General features: G+C 64.8%; 27 protein-coding genes, 1 tRNA gene and 1 pseudogene. 10 read left to right on the top strand and 19 right to left on the bottom strand.

Features of this window, described 5'->3' with window-relative positions; all coding sequences use genetic code 11:
* From BRW65_RS23425 to BRW65_RS23410, 4 genes and pseudogenes are all read left to right on the top strand, one after another.
* A pseudogene (locus tag BRW65_RS23425) lies at window positions 1–406 on the top strand (nucleotidyltransferase domain-containing protein); the annotation flags it as partial.
* Between the two features lie 8 nt (window positions 407–414).
* Window positions 415–1,986 carry a HesA/MoeB/ThiF family protein gene (locus tag BRW65_RS23420; protein ID WP_073878640.1) on the top strand — a complete coding sequence of 524 codons (1,572 nt, stop codon included), beginning with the start codon at window positions 415–417 and terminating at the stop codon, window positions 1,984–1,986.
* A complete protein-coding gene (locus BRW65_RS23415; RefSeq protein ID WP_065503026.1) occupies window positions 1,983–2,513 on the top strand; it encodes a Mov34/MPN/PAD-1 family protein in 531 nt (176 codons plus the stop codon). Before BRW65_RS23420 ends, BRW65_RS23415 begins: the two co-directional genes overlap by 4 nt.
* Before the next feature lie 22 nt (window positions 2,514–2,535).
* On the top strand, window positions 2,536–3,978 hold the full coding sequence (locus tag BRW65_RS23410) for an SAVED domain-containing protein (protein ID WP_065503025.1): 1,443 nt from the start codon (window positions 2,536–2,538) through the stop codon (window positions 3,976–3,978).
* Window positions 3,979–4,074: 96 nt separating this feature from the next.
* Here BRW65_RS23410 and BRW65_RS23405 read toward each other — a convergent pair whose 3' ends face one another.
* On the bottom strand, window positions 4,075–4,368 hold the full coding sequence (locus tag BRW65_RS23405; RefSeq protein WP_065503024.1) for a hypothetical protein: 294 nt from the start codon (window positions 4,366–4,368) through the stop codon (window positions 4,075–4,077).
* Window positions 4,369–4,462: 94 nt separating this feature from the next.
* On the bottom strand, window positions 4,463–5,593 hold the full coding sequence (locus tag BRW65_RS32040; protein WP_073878638.1) for a hypothetical protein: 1,131 nt from the start codon (window positions 5,591–5,593) through the stop codon (window positions 4,463–4,465).
* Window positions 5,594–5,962: 369 nt separating this feature from the next.
* Here BRW65_RS32040 and BRW65_RS23395 point away from each other — a divergent pair, with 369 nt between their 5' ends.
* Window positions 5,963–6,949: a hypothetical protein gene (locus BRW65_RS23395; RefSeq protein WP_065500666.1), complete on the top strand. Its 987-nt coding sequence runs from the start codon at window positions 5,963–5,965 to the stop codon at window positions 6,947–6,949.
* Window positions 6,950–7,233: 284 nt separating this feature from the next.
* On the opposite strand, the gene BRW65_RS23390 is transcribed toward BRW65_RS23395, so the two are convergent.
* A tRNA-Lys gene (locus BRW65_RS23390) sits at window positions 7,234–7,306 on the bottom strand.
* Window positions 7,307–7,379: 73 nt separating this feature from the next.
* On the opposite strand from BRW65_RS23390, the gene BRW65_RS23385 reads away from it, so the two are divergent.
* The 5 genes from BRW65_RS23385 to BRW65_RS23375 all read left to right on the top strand — a co-directional run bounded on the left by BRW65_RS23385 (window position 7,380) and on the right by BRW65_RS23375 (window position 11,534).
* Window positions 7,380–8,000 (top strand): TetR/AcrR family transcriptional regulator, encoded by a 621-nt coding sequence (locus BRW65_RS23385; RefSeq protein ID WP_073878648.1) that lies wholly within the window; start codon window positions 7,380–7,382, stop codon window positions 7,998–8,000.
* 135 nt (window positions 8,001–8,135) lie between these two features.
* A complete protein-coding gene (locus BRW65_RS31040) occupies window positions 8,136–9,236 on the top strand; it encodes a hypothetical protein (protein ID WP_083212068.1) in 1,101 nt (366 codons plus the stop codon).
* Window positions 9,233–9,832, top strand: a complete 600-nt coding sequence (locus tag BRW65_RS32415) for a hypothetical protein (protein ID WP_242657572.1) — start codon at window positions 9,233–9,235, stop codon at window positions 9,830–9,832. Before BRW65_RS31040 ends, BRW65_RS32415 begins: the two co-directional genes overlap by 4 nt.
* 111 nt (window positions 9,833–9,943) lie before the next feature.
* Entirely contained in the window at window positions 9,944–10,339 is a 396-nt protein-coding gene (locus BRW65_RS32410) for a hypothetical protein (protein WP_244168178.1), read from the top strand.
* A gap of 217 nt (window positions 10,340–10,556) precedes the next feature.
* Window positions 10,557–11,534 carry a type VII secretion target gene (locus BRW65_RS23375; protein ID WP_073878636.1) on the top strand — a complete coding sequence of 326 codons (978 nt, stop codon included), beginning with the start codon at window positions 10,557–10,559 and terminating at the stop codon, window positions 11,532–11,534.
* Window positions 11,535–11,607: 73 nt separating this feature from the next.
* On the opposite strand, the gene BRW65_RS23370 is transcribed toward BRW65_RS23375, so the two are convergent.
* The 16 genes from BRW65_RS23370 to BRW65_RS23300 form a co-directional block, all read right to left on the bottom strand.
* Window positions 11,608–12,555, bottom strand: a complete 948-nt coding sequence (locus tag BRW65_RS23370) for a DUF2637 domain-containing protein (protein ID WP_242657570.1) — start codon at window positions 12,553–12,555, stop codon at window positions 11,608–11,610.
* 283 nt (window positions 12,556–12,838) lie between these two features.
* Window positions 12,839–14,218, bottom strand: coding sequence for a replicative DNA helicase (dnaB, locus tag BRW65_RS23365; RefSeq protein WP_065500673.1), 1,380 nt, complete (start codon window positions 14,216–14,218; stop codon window positions 12,839–12,841).
* An 11-nt stretch (window positions 14,219–14,229) separates the two neighbouring features.
* Window positions 14,230–15,465, bottom strand: coding sequence for a hypothetical protein (locus tag BRW65_RS23360; protein WP_065500658.1), 1,236 nt, complete (start codon window positions 15,463–15,465; stop codon window positions 14,230–14,232).
* A 758-nt stretch (window positions 15,466–16,223) separates the two neighbouring features.
* Window positions 16,224–16,484: a hypothetical protein gene (locus tag BRW65_RS31035; RefSeq protein WP_084187937.1), complete on the bottom strand. Its 261-nt coding sequence runs from the start codon at window positions 16,482–16,484 to the stop codon at window positions 16,224–16,226.
* On the bottom strand, window positions 16,462–17,268 hold the full coding sequence (locus BRW65_RS31030) for a hypothetical protein (RefSeq protein ID WP_131810824.1): 807 nt from the start codon (window positions 17,266–17,268) through the stop codon (window positions 16,462–16,464). The genes BRW65_RS31035 and BRW65_RS31030 overlap by 23 nt, the downstream gene beginning before the upstream one ends.
* Before the next feature lie 172 nt (window positions 17,269–17,440).
* The gene (locus tag BRW65_RS23350; RefSeq protein WP_065500654.1) at window positions 17,441–19,180 is read right to left on the bottom strand and encodes a DEAD/DEAH box helicase; all 1,740 of its coding nucleotides are present in this window, start codon (window positions 19,178–19,180) and stop codon (window positions 17,441–17,443) included.
* Window positions 19,177–19,590, bottom strand: coding sequence for a hypothetical protein (locus tag BRW65_RS23345; protein ID WP_065500652.1), 414 nt, complete (start codon window positions 19,588–19,590; stop codon window positions 19,177–19,179). Before BRW65_RS23345 ends, BRW65_RS23350 begins: the two co-directional genes overlap by 4 nt.
* Window positions 19,587–20,219, bottom strand: a complete 633-nt coding sequence (locus BRW65_RS23340) for a DUF1643 domain-containing protein (protein WP_242657573.1) — start codon at window positions 20,217–20,219, stop codon at window positions 19,587–19,589. The genes BRW65_RS23345 and BRW65_RS23340 overlap by 4 nt, the downstream gene beginning before the upstream one ends.
* 43 nt (window positions 20,220–20,262) lie before the next feature.
* The gene (locus BRW65_RS23335; protein ID WP_073878634.1) at window positions 20,263–21,141 is read right to left on the bottom strand and encodes a DUF6551 family protein; all 879 of its coding nucleotides are present in this window, start codon (window positions 21,139–21,141) and stop codon (window positions 20,263–20,265) included.
* Window positions 21,142–21,361: 220 nt separating this feature from the next.
* Window positions 21,362–21,826 (bottom strand): WhiB family transcriptional regulator, encoded by a 465-nt coding sequence (locus BRW65_RS23330; protein ID WP_108724139.1) that lies wholly within the window; start codon window positions 21,824–21,826, stop codon window positions 21,362–21,364.
* Window positions 21,827–21,828: 2 nt separating this feature from the next.
* A complete protein-coding gene (locus BRW65_RS23325) occupies window positions 21,829–22,356 on the bottom strand; it encodes a hypothetical protein (RefSeq protein WP_242657569.1) in 528 nt (175 codons plus the stop codon).
* 92 nt (window positions 22,357–22,448) lie between these two features.
* The gene (locus BRW65_RS23320; RefSeq protein ID WP_083212065.1) at window positions 22,449–22,778 is read right to left on the bottom strand and encodes a WhiB family transcriptional regulator; all 330 of its coding nucleotides are present in this window, start codon (window positions 22,776–22,778) and stop codon (window positions 22,449–22,451) included.
* Window positions 22,775–23,335 (bottom strand): hypothetical protein, encoded by a 561-nt coding sequence (locus tag BRW65_RS23315; RefSeq protein ID WP_065500644.1) that lies wholly within the window; start codon window positions 23,333–23,335, stop codon window positions 22,775–22,777. The genes BRW65_RS23320 and BRW65_RS23315 overlap by 4 nt, the downstream gene beginning before the upstream one ends.
* Window positions 23,332–23,601 (bottom strand): hypothetical protein, encoded by a 270-nt coding sequence (locus BRW65_RS23310; RefSeq protein ID WP_244168177.1) that lies wholly within the window; start codon window positions 23,599–23,601, stop codon window positions 23,332–23,334. The genes BRW65_RS23315 and BRW65_RS23310 overlap by 4 nt, the downstream gene beginning before the upstream one ends.
* 288 nt (window positions 23,602–23,889) lie before the next feature.
* The gene (locus BRW65_RS23305; protein WP_242657568.1) at window positions 23,890–24,579 is read right to left on the bottom strand and encodes a hypothetical protein; all 690 of its coding nucleotides are present in this window, start codon (window positions 24,577–24,579) and stop codon (window positions 23,890–23,892) included.
* Window positions 24,580–24,617: 38 nt separating this feature from the next.
* Complete coding sequence (locus BRW65_RS23300) at window positions 24,618–26,060, bottom strand: zinc ribbon domain-containing protein (RefSeq protein WP_065500638.1); 1,443 nt, start codon at window positions 26,058–26,060, stop codon at window positions 24,618–24,620.
* Window positions 26,061–26,103: the final 43 nt, after the last annotated feature.

Here is a 26,103-nt window from a genome sequence, read left to right as displayed (position 1 = left end):
GAACGAACGCCTCGTCAGCGGGAGCACCTACGCCGAGCTGCTGGCCTCGAGCTTCGAGCACATAGGTACACGGTTGATCGACAGCGCCAACGATGGATTGCCCGATCCGGTGTTGGGGACCGCACTCAAACCCGACCTCGAATACTGGCAGTGGACCTCGGCCGGGCAGACGTTTGAGCGTCTGGCCCGAGAGGCCCGCGAGGCGCTCGACGCTGAGCGATGCCGGGCTGCCAAGCTGTGGCGCGACATTCTCGGCGACAACGACCGCGGACCGATCCTCCCGTTGCCTGACGGTTGCGATGCTGGCGGGTTTCCGGTTGGAGCTGTCACCGCCGTTGGGGCACTGGGCAGCAATCAGCCGCGCAGCTTCGCAATGCCCGCGCCGCATCGCGACACTCAGCGCTGAACAGGCTGTTGGACACCTACGACGACGCCGCGTTCGATCGATTTCGCTCGGAGCTGATCAACGCCGGCTTCTCACCCGGCGGTGACGCCGAATATCGTTGCTGGACAGGGCCGATTCGGGCCAGCCTGGAGGGCCTCACCGACGCCACCCGCATGCAGATCGATATCTATCCGGGATGGCCGCTGCGCTATGCACACGTCTCGGTCGCGGGCTTGCGCAGCGAGCATGCCGCGCCACAAGGCACCATCTGTTTGTGGGCCGAAGATGATCCAGCCCAGATCGATGGTCGTGAGTTGCAAGGCCTTTGGGACCGCCTCGACCAGTGGGCCGCGGCGGCTCGCAACGGATTCCATGCCGCGGACCGGGCTCTCGACGCTTACCGCCTCTATGACGTCCAGAGCTCGTATCGAGCTGAACTACCGTTGCAGGACTTGATCATCCGTGGCAGCAATGGTTACGCCGGCCAGATGTTCGCCATCATCCAAGGCAAGACACTGCTCATCGAACACGGCAATCCCCCAGATCCGCGGACCATCGGCAAACCCGCGCTCGCCGGCGCGTTCTACCTGCGCGGAGCCCTCCCCGAGCCGCCTCGCACCCTGGACGAAATTCGCGCCTCACTGACCCGCCGCCAACGCAGGAAGCTCACACACGGACTCGCTGCGCGATCCGACACGGCGTTCCCCGCACCCAGCGGCGGGCTCGATTTCATCGTGCTGGCCTGGCCACGCCACGGCGACGACTACGACGCTATCGTCCTCGGCATGAGCGGGGCCGCCGAGACGTTGGCCGCGGCAGCGCTGCCACCGACATCGAACGACGAGCAGGCGTTGCGGCGGCGCGCCGGAACCGACGCCGACCTACTCGCCAGCAAGACCGTGCTGATCGCCGGCGCCGGTTCGGTGGGCGGCCATGACGAAGCAGCAATGACGTCCCGCGGCGTAGGTACGATCCACCTGCACGACAGTGACGTGCTGACCAGCACTAACCTCGTCCGCCACGTCGGCACCCGCCGCTTCGTCGGCCGTCAAAAGGCCGATGCGGTAGCGGCCATCATCGATCAACATGCACCATGGACCAACGTGATTCCGCACAACGACCTGCCCTATGACCCGGTTGAGTTGATCCGAACAATCGAGGGCGTTGATCTGGTCCTCGACTGCACAGGGGTCATGCCGCTGACCGCCGCGATCGCCGACACCTGCCGCCGACGTGGCGTAGCGCTCATCACCGGCGCCTTATTCCACCACGGCGCGCTAGCCCGTGTGCAACGGCAAGCCGAAGGCGACACCCCAATCGCGGCGCGCCCGACCGACCCGCACTATCACCCGCTGCCGCCCCACGATCAGGCAGCCACCGCAGGTTTTCTCGAACTCGGCTGCACCGCCCCGGTTAACAACGCCCCACCGGTCGCGGTCCTCACAGCCGCGTCCGATATCGCCGTAGCCGCAATCGATCTGCTGACCGGACGAAGAGAACGCCCTGACGAACGCATCACCGTACTTCGCCCGATGAGTGCACCCTTCGAGCGCACAGGCACACTGGACCCACGCGACCCCGCTTCTCTGGGGACCCCGTGAACACCAGCACCCAATTGTGGATCACCGAGGCCGCGCGAACCGCGATGACAACCGCAGCGGCACGAGCGCACCCCGACGAAACCGGCGGAGTCCTGACTGGCGTCTACCTCGATGGGCACCCGTGGATTATCACAGCCATCGAGATCCCTACCACGCTCCGCGGCCGATCCCACTATCGGATCCCCGCCGGTACCACCCATGCCGCCGTTCTGACCGCGCGAGCAGCCGATCCCCGACTCGGATACCTCGGCGACTGGCACAGCCACCCCCGCGACGTGGGTCCCAGCCCCACCGATTTGGCATCGCTGGCCATGGTCTCGGTGAAGAATCCACGGCTGCCCAACCCAACCCAAATCGTAGTCCGCAGAAGCGATTACGGATACGCCTTGGACGCCCGACGCATCGTCGCCCTCTTCCCTCACGTCTGCACCATCACGTTGACCGGCGGGCTCCCCAGCACACCACCGCAGGCTCATGAGGGCGCCGACCGCGGCGCGGTGCCAACCCACGAAACCGACCACCCATGACCAATCCCCTTGGGGCCCTACAATGACTGACAACATCATGCCCAGCGCGAGCGGCGTCCGGATCGCCGGCGATGACTACCAGTGGCTTCACGTCTGGCGCGCCTGCATGGAAGCCCTGCATCAGGACCTGACGAGGAACACCGACAATCCCACGATTGCCGTCGGTGTCGAAGAACCTGGTGTCGGCAACGGAGACGACGTCGTCCGGTACCGCCAGCGACCCCCGCACGTGTACGCACAAGTCAAGTACGCCGTCGACAACCGCACTTCGGTGGGGCTGACCTACCTGAAAGACGAAGGCATCCTTCAGAAAATGGTCAATGCACACATAGCCTTGACCGTCGACGGCGACCCCGTCGAGATGCGACTGGTGACCAACCGCACGCACGATCCGACCGATGTGCTGATGTGCGATCGCGATGGGCGCGACGGCCACCTTGTCCCGCGTGCCGCTCAAGGCGGCCCGAACTCGCAACGGGGTAAGGCGCGGGCCGCGTGGGCGCGGGCCGCAGACACCGACGAGCCCACATTGATGGCCTTTCTGAATGACTTCCGCCTCGACATCGCCTACGACCGTGGCCGGCTGCGCGACGAAATCAGCCTGTTACTGACCGCGAATGGTCTGCGCTGCGACGACAACGCCATCGACCAGGGCACGAGCTGGGTCGCCAAGCAGGTCATTGCAGGGCATCGCCGACTCACCCTCACCGACATCAAACAGGCCGTAACCACGTTGCAACTGCAGGCGGGGTCCCCATGGACCACCGTGTCGGTGGCGACGATCAAGCACGACGAGGTCGCCGATCAGGCCGCAGTCAGCATCGACTGGGTCGATCGAATCGCTGGCGAGAAGCACTGGCATCGGGTGGCCCCAGCTCCCCCGCACACATGGGCCGACCTGGCCAGCGAGATAGCAAGTGTCCCTGCACAACTCGGCGGCGCTCATCGTATCCTAGTCAGCGGTCACATGCGGCAGGCGACCGGTTTCCTCGTCGGTGCCGAGTTGCGGCGTGTCTTAGGCTATGAAGTCGGCATCCGCCAAAACGACCAGCTGTGGCGCAGCCAGGAATCGATCGAGGCCTTCGATCTCGAAGTGACCGAGCACCCTGTTGAGCTCGGCACCGACACAGCGCTCATCGTCAACGTCGCAGCCAACTTCGCCGACCAGGCCGCCGAATGGATTCACCTGGCCGGCTTACCCATCGCCACGATCGTGACTGCCTCCCCTTCGACGGGGGCGGGTCCGACAGCAGTCGGAACCCCAGTCGCCGCAAACAGCCTCGCTGTCGCGATCCGAGATCTAGCCCGCCGTCATGCCGGCGCGGGGACGTTGCATCTGTTTCTCATCGGCCCGCTCGGTCTCGCTGTTTTGCTTGGTCATCACTGGAATCGCATCACCACGACCAAGGTGTACGAGCACCTTGGTGCGACGGAGTATGTGCACGCATTCACCGTGGAGGCATAACCGCGCCGCCGCCGGTGAGCACCGCCCGATCCTGGTGATTGCGCTGCCCCGCTTTGATCGTGCGACGGCACATAGCGGCCTGACAGATGCGGCCGGTTAGCCGTGAGCGAAAGTCCAGGCGACGGCGAAGTAGCTGACCATTAGGCCCATCCCGATAAGCAGTGGAGCGATCCTGTAGGCGGCCGCGTGCGGGTGACTCTTGTTGGTGTTGATGTAGATCACCGGCGATGCGATCAACCAGAGGGCGACTGCGACGTAAGAGGCGATGTGCAGGGCGTAGAAGTAAAATCCGGCAGCGGCGAGGGTAAAAGTCACGAGGAACCAGAATCCGATTCCGGCGGCGAGGCCCATCCCGAGGAAGGCTACCCATTGGACGCGGTTCTTGGTCATAGGCTCATTCTACCGCCCCTGCTGAGATTTTATTCGGGTTAGTGGTGCGGATCTCGTTGCGCCTCACGATAAGTCGCGAAGTTGGGATGCGAGTTTATTGGCCGGGCCCGTATGTGACGTATCCCTTGGAATTGGCGATGTTTCGGGTCAAGTTGTTTATGTACGGTTGCCACACGGCGTGAGCGACCCCCGTATACGCCGACCTTAGTCCTGGGCTGAGGATGGGTACGTCTTCTGATCCCGGCCCCTGCGTTATCAGACCGTGGGTGGCGAGATGGAGTTGACCGCCTTGTTCAAAGAATCGGAAGTGAATGGTGCTGTCGGGCCCATCGACGTGGCCCGGGAGGGTGACGAATTCGATGTCAATAGCCGAGGCGGTCCTTTGGATTTCAGTGACGCGAACAGGGAAGTTCAACAGTTTTTGCCCGGCGGTACGGATTTCGAGAGGAAGTTCGTCGCCGACATTAGGAAAAGCTTTCGGCGCTCCCCCCATCGGGAAGTTGCAATTGAAACAGCGGTGCAGCTCGTTCCATACGTCGTCGATCGATGCGATCGATCCTGCGCTCACCGGCGGCATGCCGTCTTTGAACGCTTCAACCTCGCTGGTGAAGTCGATGTTGTATTGCCACGGCGACTCTGGAAGGGGCTGCGGCGGGGCTAGTGGCTGCGTGGTGTAGTCGACGGCCTCGATGCCGCCATGGTCCGGCGGTAGCCCGTCTTCACCGCCGCTGCCGGCATTCATCGCTTTCCGCCCAGCCGCTTGCTCGGCGGCCGCGGATTCCTCCATCACTGCGGCTGAGCTGGCTTGGTATTTCGAGACGATCCCGACGATCGCTGCTTGACCGGCCGGTGAATCCGGATCCGGCACCGCCGCAACTTCGGCGGCCTCCATCCGCGAATTCGCCAAGATCTTGGCAGCGCCATCTATGTTGATCCGCCGGCTAGTATCGCCGGCCTCAGCGCCCGCATCGAGCATCGTCGCAGCCCGCTCAAGCGGTATGTGATCAGCACTGGTCGCAGCGATATACGACCGCAGCACAGCAGTGGAAAACCCCAGCCCGATCACTTCATGGCGGATGTCTTGAACCCGGGGGACGGTGCTGGCGTGGATAGCCCAGCTCAAGGCACGCAGGCCGTCACCACCTTCGGGGTTAACCCCGAACATCTCAAAGTAGCGGCGGTGCTGCTCCTGGGAGGCTGCAACAAACGCATCCAACGACGCCACGGGCCAAACCTAATGCCTCCGCACACCAGTGTGAACGAGAGATTTGTTTGCCGAGCCCCCACGCCCGCGCTACCAGTCATTGCACGGTGGTAGGTGGTGCCCCACCACCCCACCGTTGCATGCAACAGGGTCGGGTTTTCGCCTCACCTGCCTCCGCCATAGCCGCCTGACCAGTGTTCTCATCCATCAGCGCCCAGAAAGGAAGAACGCGCCCGGCCGTGGGTGTGGCCGGTCGCGGTCCGTGTCGACGGCGAAGACAGCGACTTCGCCGTGGCAGGTCGGCTCTGCGAGCATGTTGATATCAGGTCCCGAGCCTGCCGCTACCGCGGCGGCACGTAGCGGCCGCGGAGGGATTTGGAAAGGGGCGGCGTGGCTTCGCTGACGCGATACGGAGCCGAGGTGGAATCAGCGTTCAGCTTGCTTGGTCAGAACGAGAACGATTTGACCGCAGCACTCGGCTTCACCATGGCGCGCTGCACGGCACTCAGCGACGCAATACTGCGACGAGTCTGGCCGGCCCTCGGTGAGGTTGAAGACGTCAGCTTCGCTTTGGAAGTCCGTGCCGAGATCGGCCGCACAGATCTCGAGGTGCGGTTGCCGGCCAGCTCGGCGCTGGTGATCTTCGAGGCCAAGCGGGACTGGCTGCTTCCCACGACGACGCAGCTGGCGCAATATGTCTCGCGCATCCACCGATCCGGGTCGGGCGCAATGGTGTCTCTATCTCAAGCCTCTACCGCGCTCGCCGAGACGCAACTGCCACGGGAAATCCAGGGCGTCCCAGTGGTGCACCTGCCGTGGCTCGACGTCCTCGCTGACATTACAGCCGCCCGCACGGTATGCCGTGGGCGAGAACGCATCTGGCTCGAAGAGTTGCACATCTACCTGATGGAAGTGATACGCATGCGCACAGTAGCCGACAGCATGGTCTACAGTGTGGTGCTCAACGAGGACCGCCCGGGCGGCGAGGGCACCCCGACCTTCCGCGAGTTCGTCACCGATCAGCTCTGCTACTTCCATCCCTACGGCGCCGGAGGATGGCCCACCGACCCGCCGAACTTTATGGCGTTCCGGTGGGGCGGAGCCGTGCAGCGCATCCACCGGATCATGCGCGCCGATGTCGTCCCCACAATCCGCGAACGATTCCCCTACCTGCCCGAGAACGACGCCAGCGACCGACCGCACGCCGTGTATGACCTCGGCCCCCGAATCCCCCCGCTCGAACCCATCCCCAACGGTGCGGGGATTTACCCGTCGTCACGACTCTGGGTACTGCTCGACCAACTCCAGACCGCCCCCACACTCAAAGACGCTCTCGCCGGAACCCGTGCGATTCAGGACAGATGGGCGAAGGGCTGATTCGACAGCGATGCCCCGTCGCGCCCCGATGCTAAAGATCGCGGACTGTGGGGTTCAGGCCGTGCCTGGCGTTTGACCGGCGTCGGCGAATACCAATGCTATTCGTAGTGCCAGTCGTCCCCTGCGCGCCCCGCAGGTTGCCGACGACTTGGCTGGACGCCTCGCGTTCAGCAATACGGACGCGGTCCCAATGCGCCCTTACGGATGTGGGTGGTAAGGCACCAGCCGCTCGGGGTGCCCACACCCCCATCATCATCAGCGGCTGCCACCTTCGCGCCCCCCTGTGCCCCCGCGGAGACTCGAACTCCGGACCCGCAGATTAAAAGTCAGCTGCTCTACCAACTGAGCTACGGAGGCATTCGTACTTTTTTACCTTGACACATCAAAGTGTAGCGTCTAGTCCTTGATGCGTCAAGGTATGATCTGTTGCATGTCATCACCTCGAAAACGCCGCCACCCCGAGGAGACTAAGGCGTTAATCCTCGATGCCGCTGAGGAGTTGCTGATCGCGGCCGGTCCGCGGGCGATCGAAGTACGCGCCGTCGCCGACCGCGTTGGCATAACCGACGCAGGCGTCAACCATCACTTCGGTAGCCGCGAAGGCCTTCTTGACGCTCTGCTACGTCACAGCAGCGACCGGGTCCGCGCTGCCGTCGAGGACGCCACCCAGGATTGGTTGCGCGCCGGCGCGCAGATACCTCAGCTGGTGGACCGTATTGCCGCGGTCTACGCCGCCGGCTACGGCGAGCTCGCGATGGCCCTTCACGGCGCAGGATGGCGCGATCACAGCGGCGGCATCCTGGAACCGGTCGTTGATGCGCTCCACGCCGCCCGTCGCAAGGCCGGGGGCCGGCGCCCCGCCCGCGAGGACACCCGTCTCGCCGTCGCCGCCCTGCACCAGGCGCTGGCCACCGAACCCGTCTACGGTGCTGACTTTCGACGCACCGCAGGCATCAAGGAACCCGACGCAAGCCACCGCCGCCAACTGCGCTGGTGGACCCAGACACTGTCAACCGTTCTAGATCTCGAGCCGCCAGCTACAGGCGCGTAATGGCCCCAGCACCCGCCCCTGACCGCCGCGCCGGGCCGCCGCCCGCCACTGTTGCAGAACTGCAGCTCAGCAAGCTCGCGCAGTTGGTAGGTTTACTCCACGCACCGCAGGCGCGGCGGAGGAGGGCGCTCTCTCGTGGATGCCATCGAGCAGCTGGAGATGCTGTCACAAGAACAGCATCGTCGCTATTTCGAATTGTTCGGTTCCACTCCCGTCGACGGCGGCGGATTTGGCGACCTGAGTAGCTACGCGCGCACGCTCAGCCACGGGACCCAAGACACGCGCGCCCAGGTGATCGGGTTGCGGTTCTCAACCGCCGTAGCCGCTTCCTACACCACCGCCACAAAAGCCGATCACCTCGTCCTGGACGGCGCCGCGCGTTCTCACGCTACCTGGGCCTCTATCACCGACGAGAGCCGTCGGATCAACGTGGAAGGTGCCAGGGCTATCGATGCAAACGCCCGGCTCGAGGCTTCCGAGGTCGGCGCTATCCCCGACCCGAATTCGCCGGCAGGTCAAGCAGAGATCCTGGGCCGCATCAACGATCACCAAGCCAAGGCTGCCTCTATTGTGGAACAAGCCGCGGAGGCCGAGCAAGCGTTAGGCGCACGCGCAGCCGCCGCGGGGGAACAAGGATCGACACCGCGTGTGCAGGCGGTCGACCACACGTTCAAGCAAGATCCGTCGCCACCTCCCCCGCCTAAGCCGCCAGTCGAAGGCCTCCCCCCTGAGGGCATGCGGCCGCCCGTCGAGGGCCCGCTAACAGAAGGGCCTGCGAGCCGTCCTAGCGCGGTGGCACGAGGAGGACGAAGCCTCTACGACCAAAATGGCGGAGAGTGGCGCTACTACCCGGGCGACGAATGGCAGCACAGCCCCCACTGGGATTACAAACCCCGCCCCGGGCCAGGCTCTGACTGGGAAAACATCCCCATTGATGGCCAACCTCCGGTCCGCGGCCCCTCAATCATCTCCGAACTGCCGCCGTGGCTACTCAATCCGAATGCACCCGCGCCACCGGGCGTGATCGGACCACCACAGAACCCGTTGCTGGCACCGTTCCCCGGCGCCACCATGCCGGCGCCGCCCCCGGCATCCGCCTCGCCGCCAGGGCCCAGCCTGATCCCCCACATCAGCCCGCCACACATCAACGTGCCACCGCCTAGTCCCGCCGAAACCGAGGCAGCCGGCGGCGGACTACTCCTGTTGCTCCTCCTGGGCGCGGTGGCCATCGCATGACCGGCGATGCCGCCATGCCGACGGCGTTTGACCCCACCGCCGTGTCGTCGCTGGCACAAGAAATTGCCCAATACATCGGGCCCTTGCAACGCGTGACCACAGCACACCTGCACCTCTGGTTGCCAGCACTCACCGTCCCCTGCGCGTGGACCATCGCCGACGCTGACGGTGCCGCGGTGACTCGAGTGCTGCTTCGCCGCCTGAACAGCACCAACCACTGGGATAGCTGCGAAGTCCTCAACCTGTACCGGGTACCGGGCGCGGTGCCAGCAGCGCTTGTCCTACGCAACGCCGACCGCATCTTGCGAGACAGTCAAGCAACCGACATCAGCGCACAGCCTCTCGACATACCGCCGCAATACGGAATCATCGGCACCCGAGCCTCGGGCAACCTCACCACCGGTAACCGCCAGGTGCTCGGTCAATTCAACAACTACGTCGTCAACAGCGCCGCAGGCGGAGCGCTCATCGAACAGGCCGTCGTCGTCGGCGCCGACGCCCAGCCTTCCTTAGCCGAGGAGTGCGCCGCACTGACTGAAAACCTGTTTCGATCGCTTCTCGCCAGCATCGACCGCCCACACGATCCGAGACTGTGAGCCGCACTCCCCTATGAAGAACTCAGGCATCACCGGCCTTGTCTTCGCATCTCGATATCATTCAATGACGACAGCCCCCAAAGGTCCGTGATGTCCATGAACGTAATTCGCGTGAACTATCTGCCCCGATTCGATTACGGGCATGATGCGGTGCTGCTGACTCTGGATGGACCTGGCCTCGACACTTTCCGCGCCACACTCAACGACGCTATGCAACGAAAGTCGTCGCGCCTCGAGCATGACGGCGTAACGCACGATTTCGTCATCTGTGCCGGCGAAGCTGATATCAGCCTTACCCCAACGCACGTAACATGGCGACTCGATCCTGCGAAAGCGGACGAGATCTCGCTTGACTTAGCGGTTTTGAGTGAGAAGGGTCGCGCGGGCCATAACTATGTCGATATGTCGACGCCTGCGCCCACTCTCGTTGTTTCGCGCGACGAATACCTCGCAGTCACCTATCCATGGATCAACCCGCCGGCACAGAGCCAAGGCACCCACACCTAACCCGCCGTTCGACACATCGGATGCCGTTCAAGCAGAGTACGTTCGACTGCTGGCGCGCAACTATCACTCGGTGCAGCCGGTGCCGCAAGGGCCGCGCATCGAGAGTTAGCTGCGCGGGCGCGGCCACCTGTTGTGTACCCTATATCCGCCCATAGCGGTACGCTCAGAGGATTCGCTGGTAGGTGTCTTGCTGGCAGCCGAGTAACACGGGGGTGACATGGCTGAGTTGAATGTGAATCCAGGTGATTTGCTGCGCTTCGCTGACGCCTATTCTGAGTTGGCGACTCGCGCGGGCCAGATTTCACCGCAGGCGGCTGCCGAGGTGCAGCGTATCGCTGCAACTCATGGGCCAATGGGATATCCCACTGCCGTCGGCATTGCTGCCGGCCTGGCAAAAGCCGACGGACCACTGCAAGCCAAGGTCGCTGACTTCACCACCTACTCGCAGCGCTTCACCGAACACACAGCCACCTACACCAAGACCGACAAAGACGGTGCTGACGCCCTGGACAATAAGTTTGTTCCGGTGGATTCGAAGGACCAAAGCGACAATCCGGACTTGCCGAAGCCTGCCATCGACCCAAGGAACCCGTTTGTCGGCGACCAGCGGTTTGGTCGATGGGAGGATGTCGTTCCGCCTCCATACGTCGGCAAAGAGCCGCCGCCGCCTTGGACTGGACACCGCAAATTTCCGAATCCCTACCTCGAGGGCGGACCCTCAGGCTTTTACTCCCCCGGCGGCAATACGTGGGCCGACGCCAGCTCCGCACCGGCCGCGCACCTGGAGAATCAGTACAAGTTCCGTATTTCTGGTGAGGACTGGACCAACTACACGCGCATCGATCCCGCCACCGGTAACAAGCAACAGTGGGTGCAGTACACCTACGAAGGCGAGAAGTGGACTCGGACCCCGGTCAATTTGAACGTCTGGGGCCCGAAGGCTCCCAACGAGATCACCGGCGAGCTCGGTGGCGTCAACACAGGGTCTCTTGCCGGCATCAGCCCGCCACCGTACCGGGGCCCATGGGAGCCGATGACCCTGCCACAAATAGCGACACTGTCTGCGGCGAATCCTAGCGTCCATTTCTACATGCCCGACGACTGCGGCTTTCAGTTCAGCTTCCTCAATGGCGTTGCCACAGGCGGAAACTCTGGTTTAGGGCCGATCATGCCGAGCATGATCGCTGGTCCTTAGGCTCGCCGCTTCCAGCGTCGCGCCCATCTGGCCGCCCGGTGCCGTTGTCCGACTTCCGGCGAGCGCGTCCGCCTCACATCGCGTTTGCGTGCTGATTTTGGTTGCGCCCATCGGTCACCGAGATGACGGCGAGCCGGGCGAACACCTCTTCAGCTGTGTGTGTGATGGTACGCACGTCGCGGTGGTGCAGGTCATATTCAGCGCACACCGCTCGTTTGGAATCTTTCTTGTCGTAGAGGCGGTGCAGGATCTCGGCGAGTTGCGGTGCGGGGATCTCACTGATCTTGCGCACGTCGTTGTTCTGCTCCCGTACGACGGAGGCGATGGATTCCCACCAAAGGCGCCGCTCGGCCTGTGTCTGCGGGCCGCTACTGACAGGGGCAGGGCCCGGCGAGCGCGGCACCGTCACACCTGCCGGCACATCGACGCCCTCACGGCCGTTAGGTGGCGAGGCCAGAGTGAGGAGCGCCAAAGTGGAGCAGATCAGCGACATGTCGACCCCGATCGGCCACAGCCACGCTGTACGTGCGCTCATACCGACCAGAATCATGAGGTCCCGCAGAGAAACGAACGACATCGCGAATGCACAGCCGGCGACGCCCGCCATCAACAACAGGGCCGCGCCTAGGACGGCCGCGTCGACGCGGCGGTAGCCGTGTCGACGGTTCTTGATCAACAGAGCTACCGAGTGTGTCGAGCCAAGCAGGATCGCGGGCGGGACGGCGGCCGCGGTGGCGGCGAGCAGCTTCAGGTGGGGAGCCGGTGCAGTCATCCATGCATGAATCACGTTGCCGCCGATGGAAACCACGGTGGCGAACAGCAGCCACATCCAGAAGAACCAGACTGCGTGGCTCCGCGTGTCATCGGGCTTGACGACCTCGCTGTCGGTGACAGTCCGTGAAGTCTTGGCATTCAGCGTGGGCTCTGCGCGCGCTGGGCCGGGCCAAGAAGAAATGGGCCGCGGGTGCTCGGCGGTGCCAGCCCCGATACGGGTTGGGGTTTCGTCATCAAGGAGTGTCACGGGTTTCTCAGTTCTCGTATTCCGTCTCTCGGGTGTCATCTGGGGCTGATAGCGCTGCCGTCGACATTATCCGTGCTCCGAATCAGCTGTAGCACAATCTATTAGCCGATCGTGGCCTGATCTGGCCGGATCGTAACAGCCTGAACGGACACCGTCGATAGTTACCGCACTGCATGGGGATGACGGCTGTCAGGTTTTTGCCGCTGCGGCAGTGAAGGGGCCGCGCTGCGGGCAAGGTGGCCACATTCAATGAGCTTTCAGACCTTGCGATCATCGACGACATTCAGCAGCGCGGCAGGTCGCGAAAACTTGACATGTGCAGGGTGCTCGCCACTGTCAAAGTTCTTGGGGCAGGACCATTTCGCTGTTTGGCGACGATCAGGTCCGCTTCGCCACCTCGAGGGCTGTCCCGATCGTAGGCGTCGGGTCTGTGAATAAGGATGACCATGTCGGCGTCCTGTTCCAATTGACCGGTTTCGCGGAGGTCTGATAGCTGCGGGATTTTGTCGGTACGTTGTTCGGGCCCGCGGTTGAGCTGGCTGACGGCGACCACCGGGACATCGAGTTCTTTGGCCATCAGCTTGAGGCTGCGGGAAAATTCGGCCACTTCAGTCTGGCGGGATTCGACTCGCTTGCCTGAGGTCATCAGCTGCAGATAGTCCACCACGATCAGCTCGAGATCGGTCTTCTGTTTGAGCCGGCGGGCCTTGGCGCGGATCTCCATCATGGTCAAATTCGGCGAATCATCGATATACAGTGGTGCATCGTTGATTTCCCCCATGCGTCGCGCCATTTTGGTCCAGTCGTCGTCGCTGAGGCGCCCAGAGCGCATGTCGGCCAACTTGATCCGTGCTTCTGCTGACAGCAGCCGCATTACGATCTCTGACTTGCTCATCTCCAGGCTGAAGATGACGCTGGCCCTGTTGTGGCGGATGGAGCAGGATCTCATGAAATCTAGTGCCAGAGTTGACTTTCCCTGGCCGGGCCTGCCCGCCACGATGACCATCTGTCCACCGTGTAAGCCGGTGGTGAGTTCATCAAGTTCAGCGAACCCGGTGGGAACACCGCGGGTCAGTCCGCCACGGGACTGGATAGCGTCGATCTCGTCCATGGTGTCTTGGATGAGGTCGCCCAGCGGCGCGTAGTCCTGGGAGGTGCGGTCCTCGGTGACGTCATAGACCTCGGCTTGGGCTCGATCGACTACCTCGGCGATGTCGGCGCCGTCCGCGCCGGCGTAGCCGTACTGCACCACCCGGGTCCCGGCCTGCACCAGGCGGCGCAACACGGCCTTTTCGGCGACAATCCCGGCGTAGTAGCCAGCGTTCGCGGCGGTGGGCACCGTGGAGATCAGCGTGTGCAGATACGGCGCACCACCAACCCGGGCCAGCACAGCGCGCCGGTCAAGTTCGGCGGCCACCGTCACGGCGTCGGCGGGTTCACCGCGGCCGTACAGGTCCAAGATCACGTCGTAGATGCTCTGGTGGGCTGGCCGGTAGAAGTCACCCGGCCGCAGCTTTTCCAACACGTCGGCGATGGCGTCCTTGCTCAACAGCATCCCGCCCAGCACCGACTGCTCCGCGTCGAGATCCTGCGGGGGCTGGCGCCGATCGTCGAGCTCGGTGTAGGCCTGCACGCGCTGTCGGCCGCGGCTCTGCATGGGCATCTCGAGATCGGTCATGCGGCCACCCACTCGTCGTGGCCGTGGTCGCCGTCGCCGGCGAGCTCGGCAGCGATCACGGGCCAGCACTGATCACACACCATCGATTTCAGCGGCAGCTCGGGGCGCATGGTGGCCCGGTGCGAACCGCACAGCATGCATTGGCAGCCCCCGCTGATCGCCAGGTCCATCAGCAGGTCGGTGCCGATCGTGGCCGCAGTCGAAACACCGTCGACCGCAACGGGGTCCGCCTCGGAGCGGGCCAGGATTTCGTCCGCCCAGTGGGTCAAAGCCGCCGCCAGAGGCATCTGCGGGAACAGCCGATTGACCCGCCGTCCCGCCGCGGCCAATGCCGCCATTGGGTCTACCGCGCGGCCGAATTTCACCTCGTGTGCTTGCAGGAGCTCGGCGCGTGCGGCCGGGCTGGTGACCGCCGCGACTTGGGCATACCAGTGCGCAGTGGTGCGGTCCTGCGCCTCGCGAGCCTCGCAGCGCGCGCGCTGTTCCCAGGCGCGCTGCAAGGGCCGCAACCGCGGTCCGGCACCTGGCACGTTGTGGTGCAACCGCCACAGCGCTAGGCGCCAGGGCCGCTGCAGATCCGCGGGCATGGGCTGGCACAGTCTGTCGAGGATCTGCTCGGGTAACCACCCTGCGGCCAGCCGGTTTTGGATCTGCGCGCCCAGCATGAACCGCAGGTGTTTGGGCAGCCGCGCCAGCACCTCGGGCAGGCCGGCCAGCACCTGGCGTAGCTCGTCGGTGGATACCTCGACCTCAACCGGCCGGGAGCTGTTGGGCAGCTCGTCGTTCCGGGGGGTAGGGGGGTAGAGAGATTGGTTCTTATAAGGAAGACGCCGCGAAAAGGTGACCGAATCGGCGTCGGAGTGGGTGTGGGAGGTAATGACCCGGCCGTCGCGATCTCGGCCGAGCACGGCAATATCAGCGGTGAATTGCTCGTTGATCGCCACGAGCGCGCGTGTGTTGCGGCCTTGGGCTGCCCGATAGACGATCAACCCGTCGGCCGCCAACGCCGCCAGTGCCCGCCCGACGGTTTTGAGGTCGTAGCGTCGGCCGCCGCCGGCGGCGATGAGTTCGACGAGCTGCCCGAGCGCAACCCGGTCGTCGGTGATCCGGCTCCAGCCGCACAGCAGCTTGAGTACCGCGGCCAGTACGTGGCGTCGGGCGCCCCGCAGGCCAAGCTGGGCAGCGTGTGTTTCGACGCGGCCGCGCACCATCTCGGCGTCGGCGAAGGTCACCCGCTGTCGAGGCCGGCAAACTTCGCCCGAGCGTTGCCCACCGCGCGGGCACGCCCTGAAGCGCTGTGTCTTTGCGCAGTTCAGCCGATGTTTCTGCGACACTTCGCGCGGAAACGTTGAATTGTGTCCGGGGTAGGAGCTACCCTGGGAACTACTTGTCACGCAGTTCTCCCTGTTCAGCACGGGGACCGAGATTCGAAGTTGGCGCTTCGGACCTCACGAAATTCGGAGTTGGCGCTCCGAATTCGACCTTCTGATCGATTCCCAGATCCCCCTTTCGAGGGGGTTCTGCATTCTGGTCCCGCTATTTTTTTGTGGGGTCTCCCCTGGTGTTCGGGGATGGTGAGCGGCTATTGCCTCCTTTCCGACTGGGCTTCCTAATTCCGAGTCGTCGGCTTCATCCGACCATGCCTTTGACCGATGAAGGCGGACCGACACGGAATTACCTTGTTTGCTGGCGCTAGCCCCGCGTCATAGGCCCGCTCGGACGGGTTCAAACCGTGTTTGCTGAGCCACGCTCACGGGCGACGCGACGGGTAAAACGGCTGGTGAAGCGGCATTTCCGGCAATTGTTTGCTGGCCGCCGGCCGGTGACGCGAAGGGGTTGCACCCCCGCAGGACCGTGTTTGCTGACGCGTTAGCCCCTCGGCGGACATGGCGAAAAGACCAGGTCGGCACCGTTTCTCGGGCTGGACAACCGCCACCGCCACTCCACCGCGCTAACAATTGCAAGCACCCGCTGTCGGGGCGGCCGCGGATCACGCCGTGGCCTTCGTCAGCCCGGCACCGAGCGCCAGTTCCACGCCGCTGCCGACCCGTACCGACCACCCGGCGTCGGTCATCTGCTGCCGCTGAACGGGGTCGGGCTCGAGCAGGGCCATGGCCGCCGCGGCCTCGGCAGCCAGGTCGATGCCGTACCAGGCGTACGGGTAGCCAGCAGGATCACAGACGACCCAGCCGCGATGGCCGGGCGGGCGGGCTGCGGCCGCCGCGCCGTCAGCGCTCTTGGCTGATGACATGAGAACTCCTTTCCGATTTCAGGTGCACCACTGGCGGGTGCGGGAACCGCAGAGCCGACGGGGCATCGACAATGCGCCCCGGTGGGCCGGCATCGCTGCCCTCGGCAATGGCGACGGCGTAGTGGTGGGCCAGGGCGATGAGGACCGAGCAGGGGGCACCGACGACGCATTCACCGGTCGTCATGCCCTCGCGCTCCCCCGCCCAGGGCCCGGCGCTAAAGGTGCAGTCGGCGCAAACCACGGCAGAGTGGGGGCAAGACAGGATGTCCTCGCCATGGACTGCAGCAGCGCTCGAGCTCTCGCTGCAGCCTTGGCACACCATGACCGCCGGGCGGTGCCGGGCCGCGTGCGCGAGCAGGTCCGAACGATGCCCGGGCTCGCCAGCTCGCCCCGGCGGGGCGTCAGCCAGAATCGCCACGAAGATGCGCCGCATCAGATCTGGGTCAGTACCGGCGGCCTCGATCACATCGCGATGCGCGTCATCAGGGAGGTATTGAGCGATTTCTTGCTCCACTGTTCCTCGGCTGAGTGCCACCACCCATCCGCACCGTTCACAGCGCCGAGAAGTCAGCCAACGGCTGCCGTAGGTGAAAGGGCCCAGCCGGGTGGCGACGTGGTTGCAGCGTTGCCCACACACTGAATAGATTTCGGTGCGGTAGCATTCGTCGGCGCCCGCCGCCGCCAATCGAGGACCAAATACGGCGAAATCAACTGCGTGCAAACGCCACCGCAATCCATCGCCCGCCGCCGCGATGGCGAATCGCGACTCCCCATGGCTGCTCATCGAGTCACCGGCGCAGTGTCGGCGGCGCCGTGCGCGTCAACTATGTGGGCGTCGGTAAGCGGCGACACCCACCGCGGGCGGACCGCAACCATGCCGCGGTGAGCTCGCGCAAGACGCCATTGCTGAAGGCGCTGCGCCGCAGCTGTATTCACCGGAACCTGACTCTGTGGTCTCACGCCGTCCTCCTCACTGCTGGCGACTGATCGGCCTGTTCCACCACGTGGGCCGCCAATCGCCTGATTTGCGCGTAACGCTCCGGGGTCATCCGATCCGGCGCCGGCTTGCCCACGCCATCACCAGAACCGGTGATGAGCGCATCGGCCTGCAAGGTCTTGATGTCGAGCGTCTCGAGCATCACCGGATCAGAGCCGAAATCGGTGGTCGCGAAATAGGCACGCACCGGCTTGGTCTGCCCGGGCCGGCCGGGCCGCCCCATGGCCTGCTTATGCACCCCCGGGGACCAATCCAGCTCCCCGAATACCAGCGTGTTCACCACCTCTTGCAGCCCGTCGATACCCGCCCCCGACCGCAGCGACATGATCAGCACTCGGGAGCGGCCCGCCATGAAATCGTCTAAGGACCGCTCTTTTTGCGTAGTGGTCTCGCGCCCGGTGTACATCGCCGGCCGGTGCGGGCGCAGCCGTTCGGCCCAGATGTCATGCACGGCGTGATGCCAGCCCAACAGGATCACCCGCTGTTCGCTTTGCAACAGCAGCTCAACGAAGTCGGCAACAAACGGAGCTTTGGCTATACCGGTGTGCTGGCGCATCATCCAGTCAAATTGCCCTGCTGCAGTCCAGCGTTCGCGAGGGTTGGCAGACTGGTCCAAGATCAGCCGAGCCAGCGCAACCGCGTTGCCCTCGATCTCGCTGAGCACCTTGGGATCCGAGGGCACCGACTGCTCGATCGGAATGATCGGCGGAACCTCGATACCGACCTCGTCGAGGGTGCGCCGCAGCAACAGGCCCTGCGAGGTCAAATATGATCTCAGCGCCGTCGGGTCATACACCTGCGTTTTGGCGTCCAACCCCGAGGTGTGACACCATTCCCGCGCGAACTCATGCCGGTCGCCCAACGCGCCGGGCCGCAGGACGTCGATGACGTTGTAGATCTCCCCGCCGTAGTTGTAGATCGGGGTTGCGGACAGACCAACGCGGTAGGTGGCCTCGCGAGCAACGGTCATCGCGGCCTTGTACCGATCGGATTGGTCGCGGCGCAGTTCCTGCACCTCATCGAAAATCACCGTGTTCGCAACACCTTTGAGATGGTGCTGCCACTTGGCCAGCTTCGAGTAACTCATCACGATCAGATCCGCGGTGCGCCCGCGGCGCCGCAGCGAATGAATCGGCCCGGTCTTGACCTCGACCGAGGTGAGCTCTGGATAGAATGTGGCCAGCTGCCGCCGCCACTGCTTGGGCATCGTGCCGGTCAACGTGACCGCGATCGCCGGCCGCGCCTGCGGCTGCTCCAACAGCGCCAGACTGGTGAACGTCTTGCCCATGCCGAGCTCGTCGGCAACCAGCACCCCACCGGTCGCCCACACCAGATCCCGCGCGGTGCGCTGATAACCCCGCAGCGGCACTGCCGGCGACACCCATCCCGGACCCGCGTCGACTGACAGCGCGCCGCCGGAAAGAACATGCTGCACAGCGCTTTCAGCGCGCCGATGCTCGCCGGCCATCGCCCGCAGCCGCTGCCGATCCTGCACAGAGGCCTTCATCGGCCACCGATCAGTCAGCCATTCCAGGTCCCGCGCGACCTCGAGAGTGCCCGTCAGCGTGACGGTGCCACGCGTTGTCGCGGCCACCCGCGGAAAGATCCGCTTGATTCGGATCATGACATCGGGCTCGGCCTCGATCTCCCACACGCCTTCCGGGGCCCACCGGTACTGGCCAACGACGCGCGCCGTCACAACGCCAACCCCGGCCCCGGCAGCGCGACCACCCGCACCGGCACCCCGAAGATTTCCGCCGGCATCCCCGACAGCGACGACAGCCGCGGCGTCGCGACCACCAGCGCCTTGACGCGCTCATGCGCGGCATACCGCGCCAACTGCGCCAGCACCGACGAACCGCTGGCCCGCATCTTCACCTCGACGACCACGCAGCCATCAATGAGGAAGTCAGGCCGGTCGCAGCTGGTGAGCCGAAATTCCCGCTCAACCCGAAATGCGTGCTCCCGCAACACCTGCTCGATACCGTCCTGCAGCGCGGTCTCGCGCGCTGCCCGGTAGATCCGCCGCCCCAGGACCGCCACAACGTGGTCAGCGACGGCCACCGCATCCGCTGACGCGTCGTGCGTGGCGTAGTACGGCGCGCTCACGGTGCCACCACGCCGTCGAGATCGGCGAGCACATCGCTGTCGGTCAACAGTGCCGACCACCGCGGGTCGACATCGAGCATGTCAAGGTGCGCTCGTGCAGTCAGGCACTGCAGCGGGGTGTCCTTGCGTAAATAGAGGGGGTGGCGCGGCTGCCCACTCGAGGTCCAGCCGAGCACGGCTAAACTGCCACCGGTGACCCGGCAGATACGCCACATGCGGCTGGCGACCGTCCGGGCCCGCGCCGCGTCGGCATCAGCACCCCAGGCCAAAACGATCACGTCATGCGCGGCGGCCTGGGCGTCGAGCTGAGCGTCATTGTCATAGCGAGGATCGCTGCTGACTCCGATCGGATCAGCTATCCCGGCAAGGTCTTTGGGGCTGGTGGCCCGCGCGGCGTACAGGTTGGTCAAGGTGACCGCGCTATAGCCGAAGCCGTCGGCAAACCCGATGTCACGACGTGACGTGGCGTCGTCGCGATGCTCGTCGGCAGTGGAGGGGTTCAACGAGATGAACATCAGCGCCGGCCCGGGCCCGCGCCGGCAGCTCAGCCAGTACCGGTAGCGCCGATCAGGCGAGAAGTGCGCGCAGCGCTCGGGGCGATGCCAGTGGGGCAGGTGAAGATCTAACATCAACGTCACAACACACCTCTTAAAGGTTGAAAGACCCTGTGAGTCAGGCGCTTTTGGCAGATAAAGGACGCGAGCGCGCGTTGCGCGCCCCGCCGCCGAAAGTGCGCGCGCAGACCAAGACACGCTGCCCTGGTACGCGGCGGTTCCTGTTGTAGAGCACCATGATGGTGATCGCCATCCGGACACCCGCGGTGCCGGTCAGGGTCTCCCCCAACGCAGCAGCGTGGGTGCGCAACGCCGTCGGAAGCACACCGAGCAAGGTGTCGGCCAGCCGCTCCGGATCGATACGGTCGCCCAGATGGTGTTGAATCAACCCAATGCCATGGACAAGCGGCGCATCGTAGGCATCCATGCGCAGGTCCCACACCTGAACAATCAGTTCCAGGGTGTCGCGGATGAGATCGGCGCCGCCGAGGGCAAAGAGCTTCTCCAACGTCGCGGTGCAGCGCACGTTTCCGGCCTTGGGTGCGTGATGAATCTGCAGCTCCAAACTGGTCACGACATGTTCGATGGCCAGCACGTCAGGATCACCGCTGGCCTTGCGGGCCTGCCAGTGATCCCAGGTCGAGGGACGCCGCCGTTCCCGGTTGAGCCGATCAAACAACCGAGCCTCGTCAGCCACCGTCAGCCCCTCGTGGACGCGGGCCACCATCGAGGCCTGAGGATCGCGCAGTCGCGCAGCCTCCCAACGGTGTTGGCCATCCACTACCGCGTAGCGCGGGCTGTGGCCGTCGCCGCGATCGCTGATCTCGATCACCCCGGCCAGCCGACGATCCCAGCCGGCGGCCAGCTTGCGGGCCCGGCCCATATCGACCGCGCGCTGATAGGACGGGTCGACGAACAACTCATCGACCCGCACCGCGTCGATGTAGCCTCCGCCGGCATTGGCTGCCGCCGGGGTGACACTCACGCTCATCGTCATGCTGCTCTGGTCCTTCCTTGCCGTTCACTGGGTGTGCGCTGCCCGACCCCGCCACCGGCGTAGATGTCGTGGCAGGCATCGCAGCGGGTCCGGCCCGGTGAGTGCCAGGTGGCTTTGCAGTCCACGCACAACCCACGCCGGTACGCGTCATGTCCGTCGGCCGGCGCGCCGGTGCCCACCGCCGCCGGCGCTCGTCTCGGCGTGCCGCCGCCCTCCGTCCTCATGCCGCCCCCTGGTTTCGGGCGACGACTCCTGGCCGCCGGGGCTGCTGCTCGCGCTGCCGTTGGCGGCGGACCTCACGGGCACGTTCGGCCATAGTCATGCCTCCCAGAACGCCGCGCTGGTCACGCCCCTTGTTCAGCCCGTAGCTGCGGCACTTGTCCAACACCGGGCAGTACTGGCAGATCGCCTTGGCCTCGGCCTGGACCAACGAACTGCGGCTCAGCCAGTCCACCTCGGGAAAGGCAGCACAGGCCCCTTCATAGACGAAGCTGGCTAATTCCACTTCCTTGTCATCCGGCAGTGGTTCTGGGCACGGCAACTCCAAATACCGCTGCACCGAGCGCGTAGTGACCCGCAAGTAGTCGGCGATCACATCCACCGGCTGATTACGAGCGCGCATCCGGTGCGCGGTGATTCGGTGGTTGAGCCACCGCGAATTCGGCCTGCTTTCAACATCATTCATGGTCAGTCCCCCACCGTGTTCTCACGCAGCCGCCGATACTGGGCGCCGACTTCGGCGATACCTAGCCGCGCCAACGCCTCAGCAACGCGGCCCGGGCCGACCGCGGCGCGCGGGTGCCCATCGGTGGGCTTGGCGTGGATCCCTAACCGCGACATCACCGCGGTGAGTGTCAGCATCATCGACGCGCTCGGGCACGCCACCTTCATCCCTTGCCGATTGAAATGCGCCGCGGCATGCACCGCCCCGCGGCTGACCCCCACCGCTGCGGGCATGCCTTGCCCGAACAGCCACCGGCCATCCCGAAACCCATAGCGGCCCAACACCGTTTGTGGGTTCGCGATGACGATCGTGCCGCCATCGGCGCCGACGTCGACCAACTCGACGTCCTTGTGCGCCAGCGCCTGGGCCATCCATAAGGCGGTGGGCCCGTCATCAAAGCGGATCCGCATCCGTTGACCGACACGCTCGGTGGACGTGAACGCCAACACCGCCGCGACGTGGCGCCTGCGCGTCTCGGAATCCTCACGCACAGCGCACAGATGCAGCCGGGCCGCAGACGCGACAGCCGCGAAATCCTCCGACCGCGGCCGTGGCCGCCGTGGGGGTGCACACCTGGTGGCGGTCATGCCGAGACCCCCAGCGTGGTGAGCTCATCTGAAACCGCATCCCGGCCGGCGATCTCACCCAACCTGGCCATAGCCATAGCCCACTGGGCCTTCTTGCGGCGCTCGGGCACCCAGACGCCGGCATACAGCCCGCCCTCGGCTTCAGATGACACTGCGTCGGCCGCGCATTCCTGCCGCACCGGGCAGCGCCGGCACATCTGCTCGAGGTGGACCCGCACATCCTGCTTGGGCCGATGCTCAGGAGTCCACAGCTCCGGGGCATCCGAGGTCTCCAGATAGCACACGGCTTGCTTGCGCCACTGCTGCTCACGAAGCGTCATGATCATGACGCACGCCCCACTGACGTTGGCGTGCTGGTGATTTCAGCGATGAACCGCACCGCCATGCCCGCTACTCGCGCGGCGGCGGGGCGGGCGGGGTCATCAAAACGGATCGCTGACCACAGCGCGTCGTATTCGCGTCGCAGGAAGCCAAATCCCTCGTGACTCGAAGACAAGGCGCGCCTGGGGCCCACCGCCGCGCGCACGGCGCGCTGTTCGGCCATCGCGGCGCGACACCGGTCGCCGGCGGGCCCAACAGGGTCGTAGAGGTCGGCGATGAATCGGACAGCCATCGCGCCGGCCTGCGTAGCCTCTAGGCGGGCATGGTCGATGCGGTTGGCGCGCACGTCTTCCCAGAGCTCGTCGACCTCCTCACCCAGCAGCATGGCGCCCTCTTCGACTGACCCCCAGATGCGCGGGTACTCGATCAGGCTTCGGGTCAACTCCGCCCAAATCGCCAACTCCGCGCACTGGTAGGGGCCAGCCGCGGCCGCCAACAACTCGGCCGGTGTCGAGAGGTCGCCGATGGTGCTCGCCTCGACGAGCAGCGCCGGGGTACTCATATCAGCACCGCCTGCCGGTCCAGGCCCAGGTGCCGGACGCACTCATCGCACGCCTCGTCGCCCGGTACACACGGCCAGCCACACAGCAGGCAGGCGCTGGTGCAACTACGGCAGGCCCACTGGCCTTCCACCCGGACCGGCTCGAGCGGCTCCTTGCCGCACAGCGGGCAGTCGGCGAAGACCGCGGACGGGTGCCCAGCGCGGCTACGGGTGGCGGTTACGGCCGCGGCAGCCGCGACCAGAGGTGCGTCGGCGCACGTCAGCACCGTCGAACGGGCATTGAGAGCAGAAAGGCTTGATTCCGCTGATGGGTAGCCTCTACCCTGAGAGTGACTCAGCAAAGTCATCTCCTCCTTCGGGGGGAAGACCCTTGGGCGCGAAGCTGGTACCTTCGTCGTCCAAATCCCAGAGTTGGCCCCCTTCGGGGGGCTTCTCTGTTTCTAGGACAGGGTCATCGCTATTGACATGTGCGAAAAGCGCCGCGCCAGCAGCGGGGCGCAGCTAGCTCAGAAGCCGTACCACCACCTTCGAAAAGCCCTGTGGCCCAAGCAACATCACAGCACCCGGCCCTTCCCGACCCCGCTGTCGGCGAGGACCTGGCGCACAAGCCGGCGTTGGCGGGTGCTAAGCCGGACAAGGTGGTTGGCCAACGCCGCGGCCTCGGTGCCGTCCGGCGCCATATCCCCCGGGTAGACGACCAACCGCGGCTCGCCGTCCGGGCCCGGAATCTCCGCAACGAACCCGAATCGAGCAACATCTTCGCCGCAGGCGTGCAGCTGCCACCCCTGACGCAGCAACCCCAGCGCCCACCAGTACACGATCCGCACCCCGCGGTCGGGTTGGCACACCCGCCCGGGAATCGGCGCCACGCACTTACGGATCGGCCCCGGCGCGCTCATCAAGCCGACCGCGCGCAGCAGGTCCAGGAGCTCGTCGAGCTGCTCACTCCAGCCGAGGGCACCCAGGCGCCACACCGCTTCGGCGAGCAGGGTGGGCACGTCATCGGGCAGCGCAGGATTGCGGTCGTTGCTGCGCACCGCCTCGACGATGCGATACGAGGCCAGACGCACGCTCACGCGCGCGGTCAGGTGGTTGGCATCGAAGTGCACGCCGAGCAGCAGATCGCCGCGCCGGCGCAGTGCAGTGGTCCACCAGTACACCGGACGCACGACCTGGGCGGGCTGCTTGACCCGCGAGCTGGGAACCGGTGCGAAGCATGGCTCGAACCCCGCGAGTGAGGGCATCTGAGGCGTCGGGCGATGCCCAAGAGCGTGAGGCAATTTCACCGAATCCTGCTTCCTATTCCTTGGTCACTGTTGGTGCGTTGGTGACCGTCGAATGGATGATTGTTCGCTCTCCGCCTCTGTGAGGGCTGGAGTCCTGGCTCGGCAGTGCTGAGCCGTCGGCGATCACGCTCGAGCAGAATCTGTTTGACCCGAAGGTGCGGGGTATACAGGCCGATGTCGGGGTCGGACTTCCTGCGTTCGATGTTGATCGCTGCCGCGTGGTCTGCTTGCCACACCACCCCGCAACGGGTGCAGTGAAGCCGATCCCCGTGTCGATGCGCGAGCACATCGCAGCAGGGCGCGACTTGTGAGGTGTAGGCCGCGTTGACCAGGGTGAGCGCAGAACCTCTGCGCTCCGACACATTGGCCAGCGCCTCAGCCTCAACGCCTTTTATCCAGGCTGATAGGCGCCGGTTTATCGTCTTGCCGCGCTTCTTTTGCTTGGGTATAGGCCGAGTCAGGTCCTCGGCCACCACTTCACGGGCCTTATTCACGACAGCATGAGCGGCGCTGAACACCAGGCTGCGCATCGTGACTTCAAAGCGCTCGTTCCTTCGCGTGCGTTTGGTTAGGCCGAGGTTGTTGTTCACGATGCGGGCTGATTTCGCCAAGTCCCCTGCAGCGAAGGCCTTCTCGGCGATTGCTCGGATCTTGGCGCGACGTTCGTTCTTAATCCTGCGATGGTCAGACTCAGCGGCGAGCCGTTCGCCTAGGCCATCGCCGTGATGGTCACCGTCGGCATCGGTGAACGCCTCTGTATAGCCCTTGTCCACTCCGATGACTCGATCTCCGGAGGGCCGCAATGACGACCGCATCGAGCCGCTGTCAATCTGGTAATGCACCTCGACACGGTTGTTGCGCAGGATAATTCGTAATGTGCCAGTCGGCGCCACTGTCGTGTCGAGGGGAATACGCACCATCTGTCGCCGCACCAAGCCCGGCACGGCCAGCCACACATTTCCACCATCGGTGCGAGTGAAGGTGCGGTATTGGTCAGCACGCACCACGATCTGATTGTGGGTGTGGTTACGGCCTCGGGTGTAGTGCTGGCGCATCAGGCGTGACAAATAGGTGTCCTCGGCCCATTGGTCCGCCTTGAGCAGCGTGTAGTAGCGGCGGCGTTCACCTGGGTCCAGGCAGTGCTTGTACACGGCGCTCCGCACCTTGACCTTGCTTGATTCCCGGCGCGCACGAATGTCGCCGACCGCGTCGCGCAGCGTCTCCTTCCACGAGTTCGCCAGCACCCCAAACGATGCAGCCGTGCCGTCAGCCATCCAGGTATCCCGGATCTCCCGATCCCGTACTCCTACCCCACTGACAGAGCCGTACTGCTGCCACACCAGCGACCGCACTCGGCCCAGCAGTTTCGCCTGTTGCACCAGCTGCTTGTACTTGCCGTTGTTGAGGTCGCGGCTGTAGGCGATACGGGTGACCTTCATCTCAACCCCCCAGTGGTCTGGAATTTGCCGCCGTGGAACCGGC

Origin of the sequence: Mycobacterium paraffinicum (assembly GCF_001907675.1) — a bacterium.
Lineage (GTDB): Bacteria > Actinomycetota > Actinomycetes > Mycobacteriales > Mycobacteriaceae > Mycobacterium > Mycobacterium paraffinicum_A.
This window is presented reverse-complemented; position numbering and strand designations above follow the sequence as displayed.

What these genes read in the sequence shown, in the direction of transcription:
- BRW65_RS23410 (WP_065503025.1), top strand. Translation starts at nt 2,536, where the DNA reads ATGACTGACAACATCATGCCCAGCGCGAGCGGCGTCCGGATCGCCGGC.
- BRW65_RS23405 (WP_065503024.1), bottom strand. Translation starts at nt 4,368, where the DNA reads ATGACCAAGAACCGCGTCCAATGGGTAGCCTTCCTCGGGATGGGCCTC.
- BRW65_RS23385 (WP_073878648.1), top strand. Translation starts at nt 7,380, where the DNA reads ATGTCATCACCTCGAAAACGCCGCCACCCCGAGGAGACTAAGGCGTTA.
- BRW65_RS32415 (WP_242657572.1), top strand. Translation starts at nt 9,233, where the DNA reads ATGACCGGCGATGCCGCCATGCCGACGGCGTTTGACCCCACCGCCGTG.
- BRW65_RS23375 (WP_073878636.1), top strand. Translation starts at nt 10,557, where the DNA reads ATGGCTGAGTTGAATGTGAATCCAGGTGATTTGCTGCGCTTCGCTGAC.
- dnaB (WP_065500673.1), bottom strand. Translation starts at nt 14,218, where the DNA reads ATGCCCATGCAGAGCCGCGGCCGACAGCGCGTGCAGGCCTACACCGAG.
- BRW65_RS31035 (WP_084187937.1), bottom strand. Translation starts at nt 16,484, where the DNA reads ATGTCATCAGCCAAGAGCGCTGACGGCGCGGCGGCCGCAGCCCGCCCG.
- BRW65_RS31030 (WP_131810824.1), bottom strand. Translation starts at nt 17,268, where the DNA reads ATGAGCAGCCATGGGGAGTCGCGATTCGCCATCGCGGCGGCGGGCGAT.
- BRW65_RS23340 (WP_242657573.1), bottom strand. Translation starts at nt 20,219, where the DNA reads ATGTTAGATCTTCACCTGCCCCACTGGCATCGCCCCGAGCGCTGCGCG.
- BRW65_RS23335 (WP_073878634.1), bottom strand. Translation starts at nt 21,141, where the DNA reads ATGACGATGAGCGTGAGTGTCACCCCGGCGGCAGCCAATGCCGGCGGA.
- BRW65_RS23330 (WP_108724139.1), bottom strand. Translation starts at nt 21,826, where the DNA reads ATGAATGATGTTGAAAGCAGGCCGAATTCGCGGTGGCTCAACCACCGA.
- BRW65_RS23320 (WP_083212065.1), bottom strand. Translation starts at nt 22,778, where the DNA reads ATGATCATGACGCTTCGTGAGCAGCAGTGGCGCAAGCAAGCCGTGTGC.
- BRW65_RS23315 (WP_065500644.1), bottom strand. Translation starts at nt 23,335, where the DNA reads ATGAGTACCCCGGCGCTGCTCGTCGAGGCGAGCACCATCGGCGACCTC.
- BRW65_RS23305 (WP_242657568.1), bottom strand. Translation starts at nt 24,579, where the DNA reads ATGCCCTCACTCGCGGGGTTCGAGCCATGCTTCGCACCGGTTCCCAGC.
- BRW65_RS23300 (WP_065500638.1), bottom strand. Translation starts at nt 26,060, where the DNA reads ATGAAGGTCACCCGTATCGCCTACAGCCGCGACCTCAACAACGGCAAG.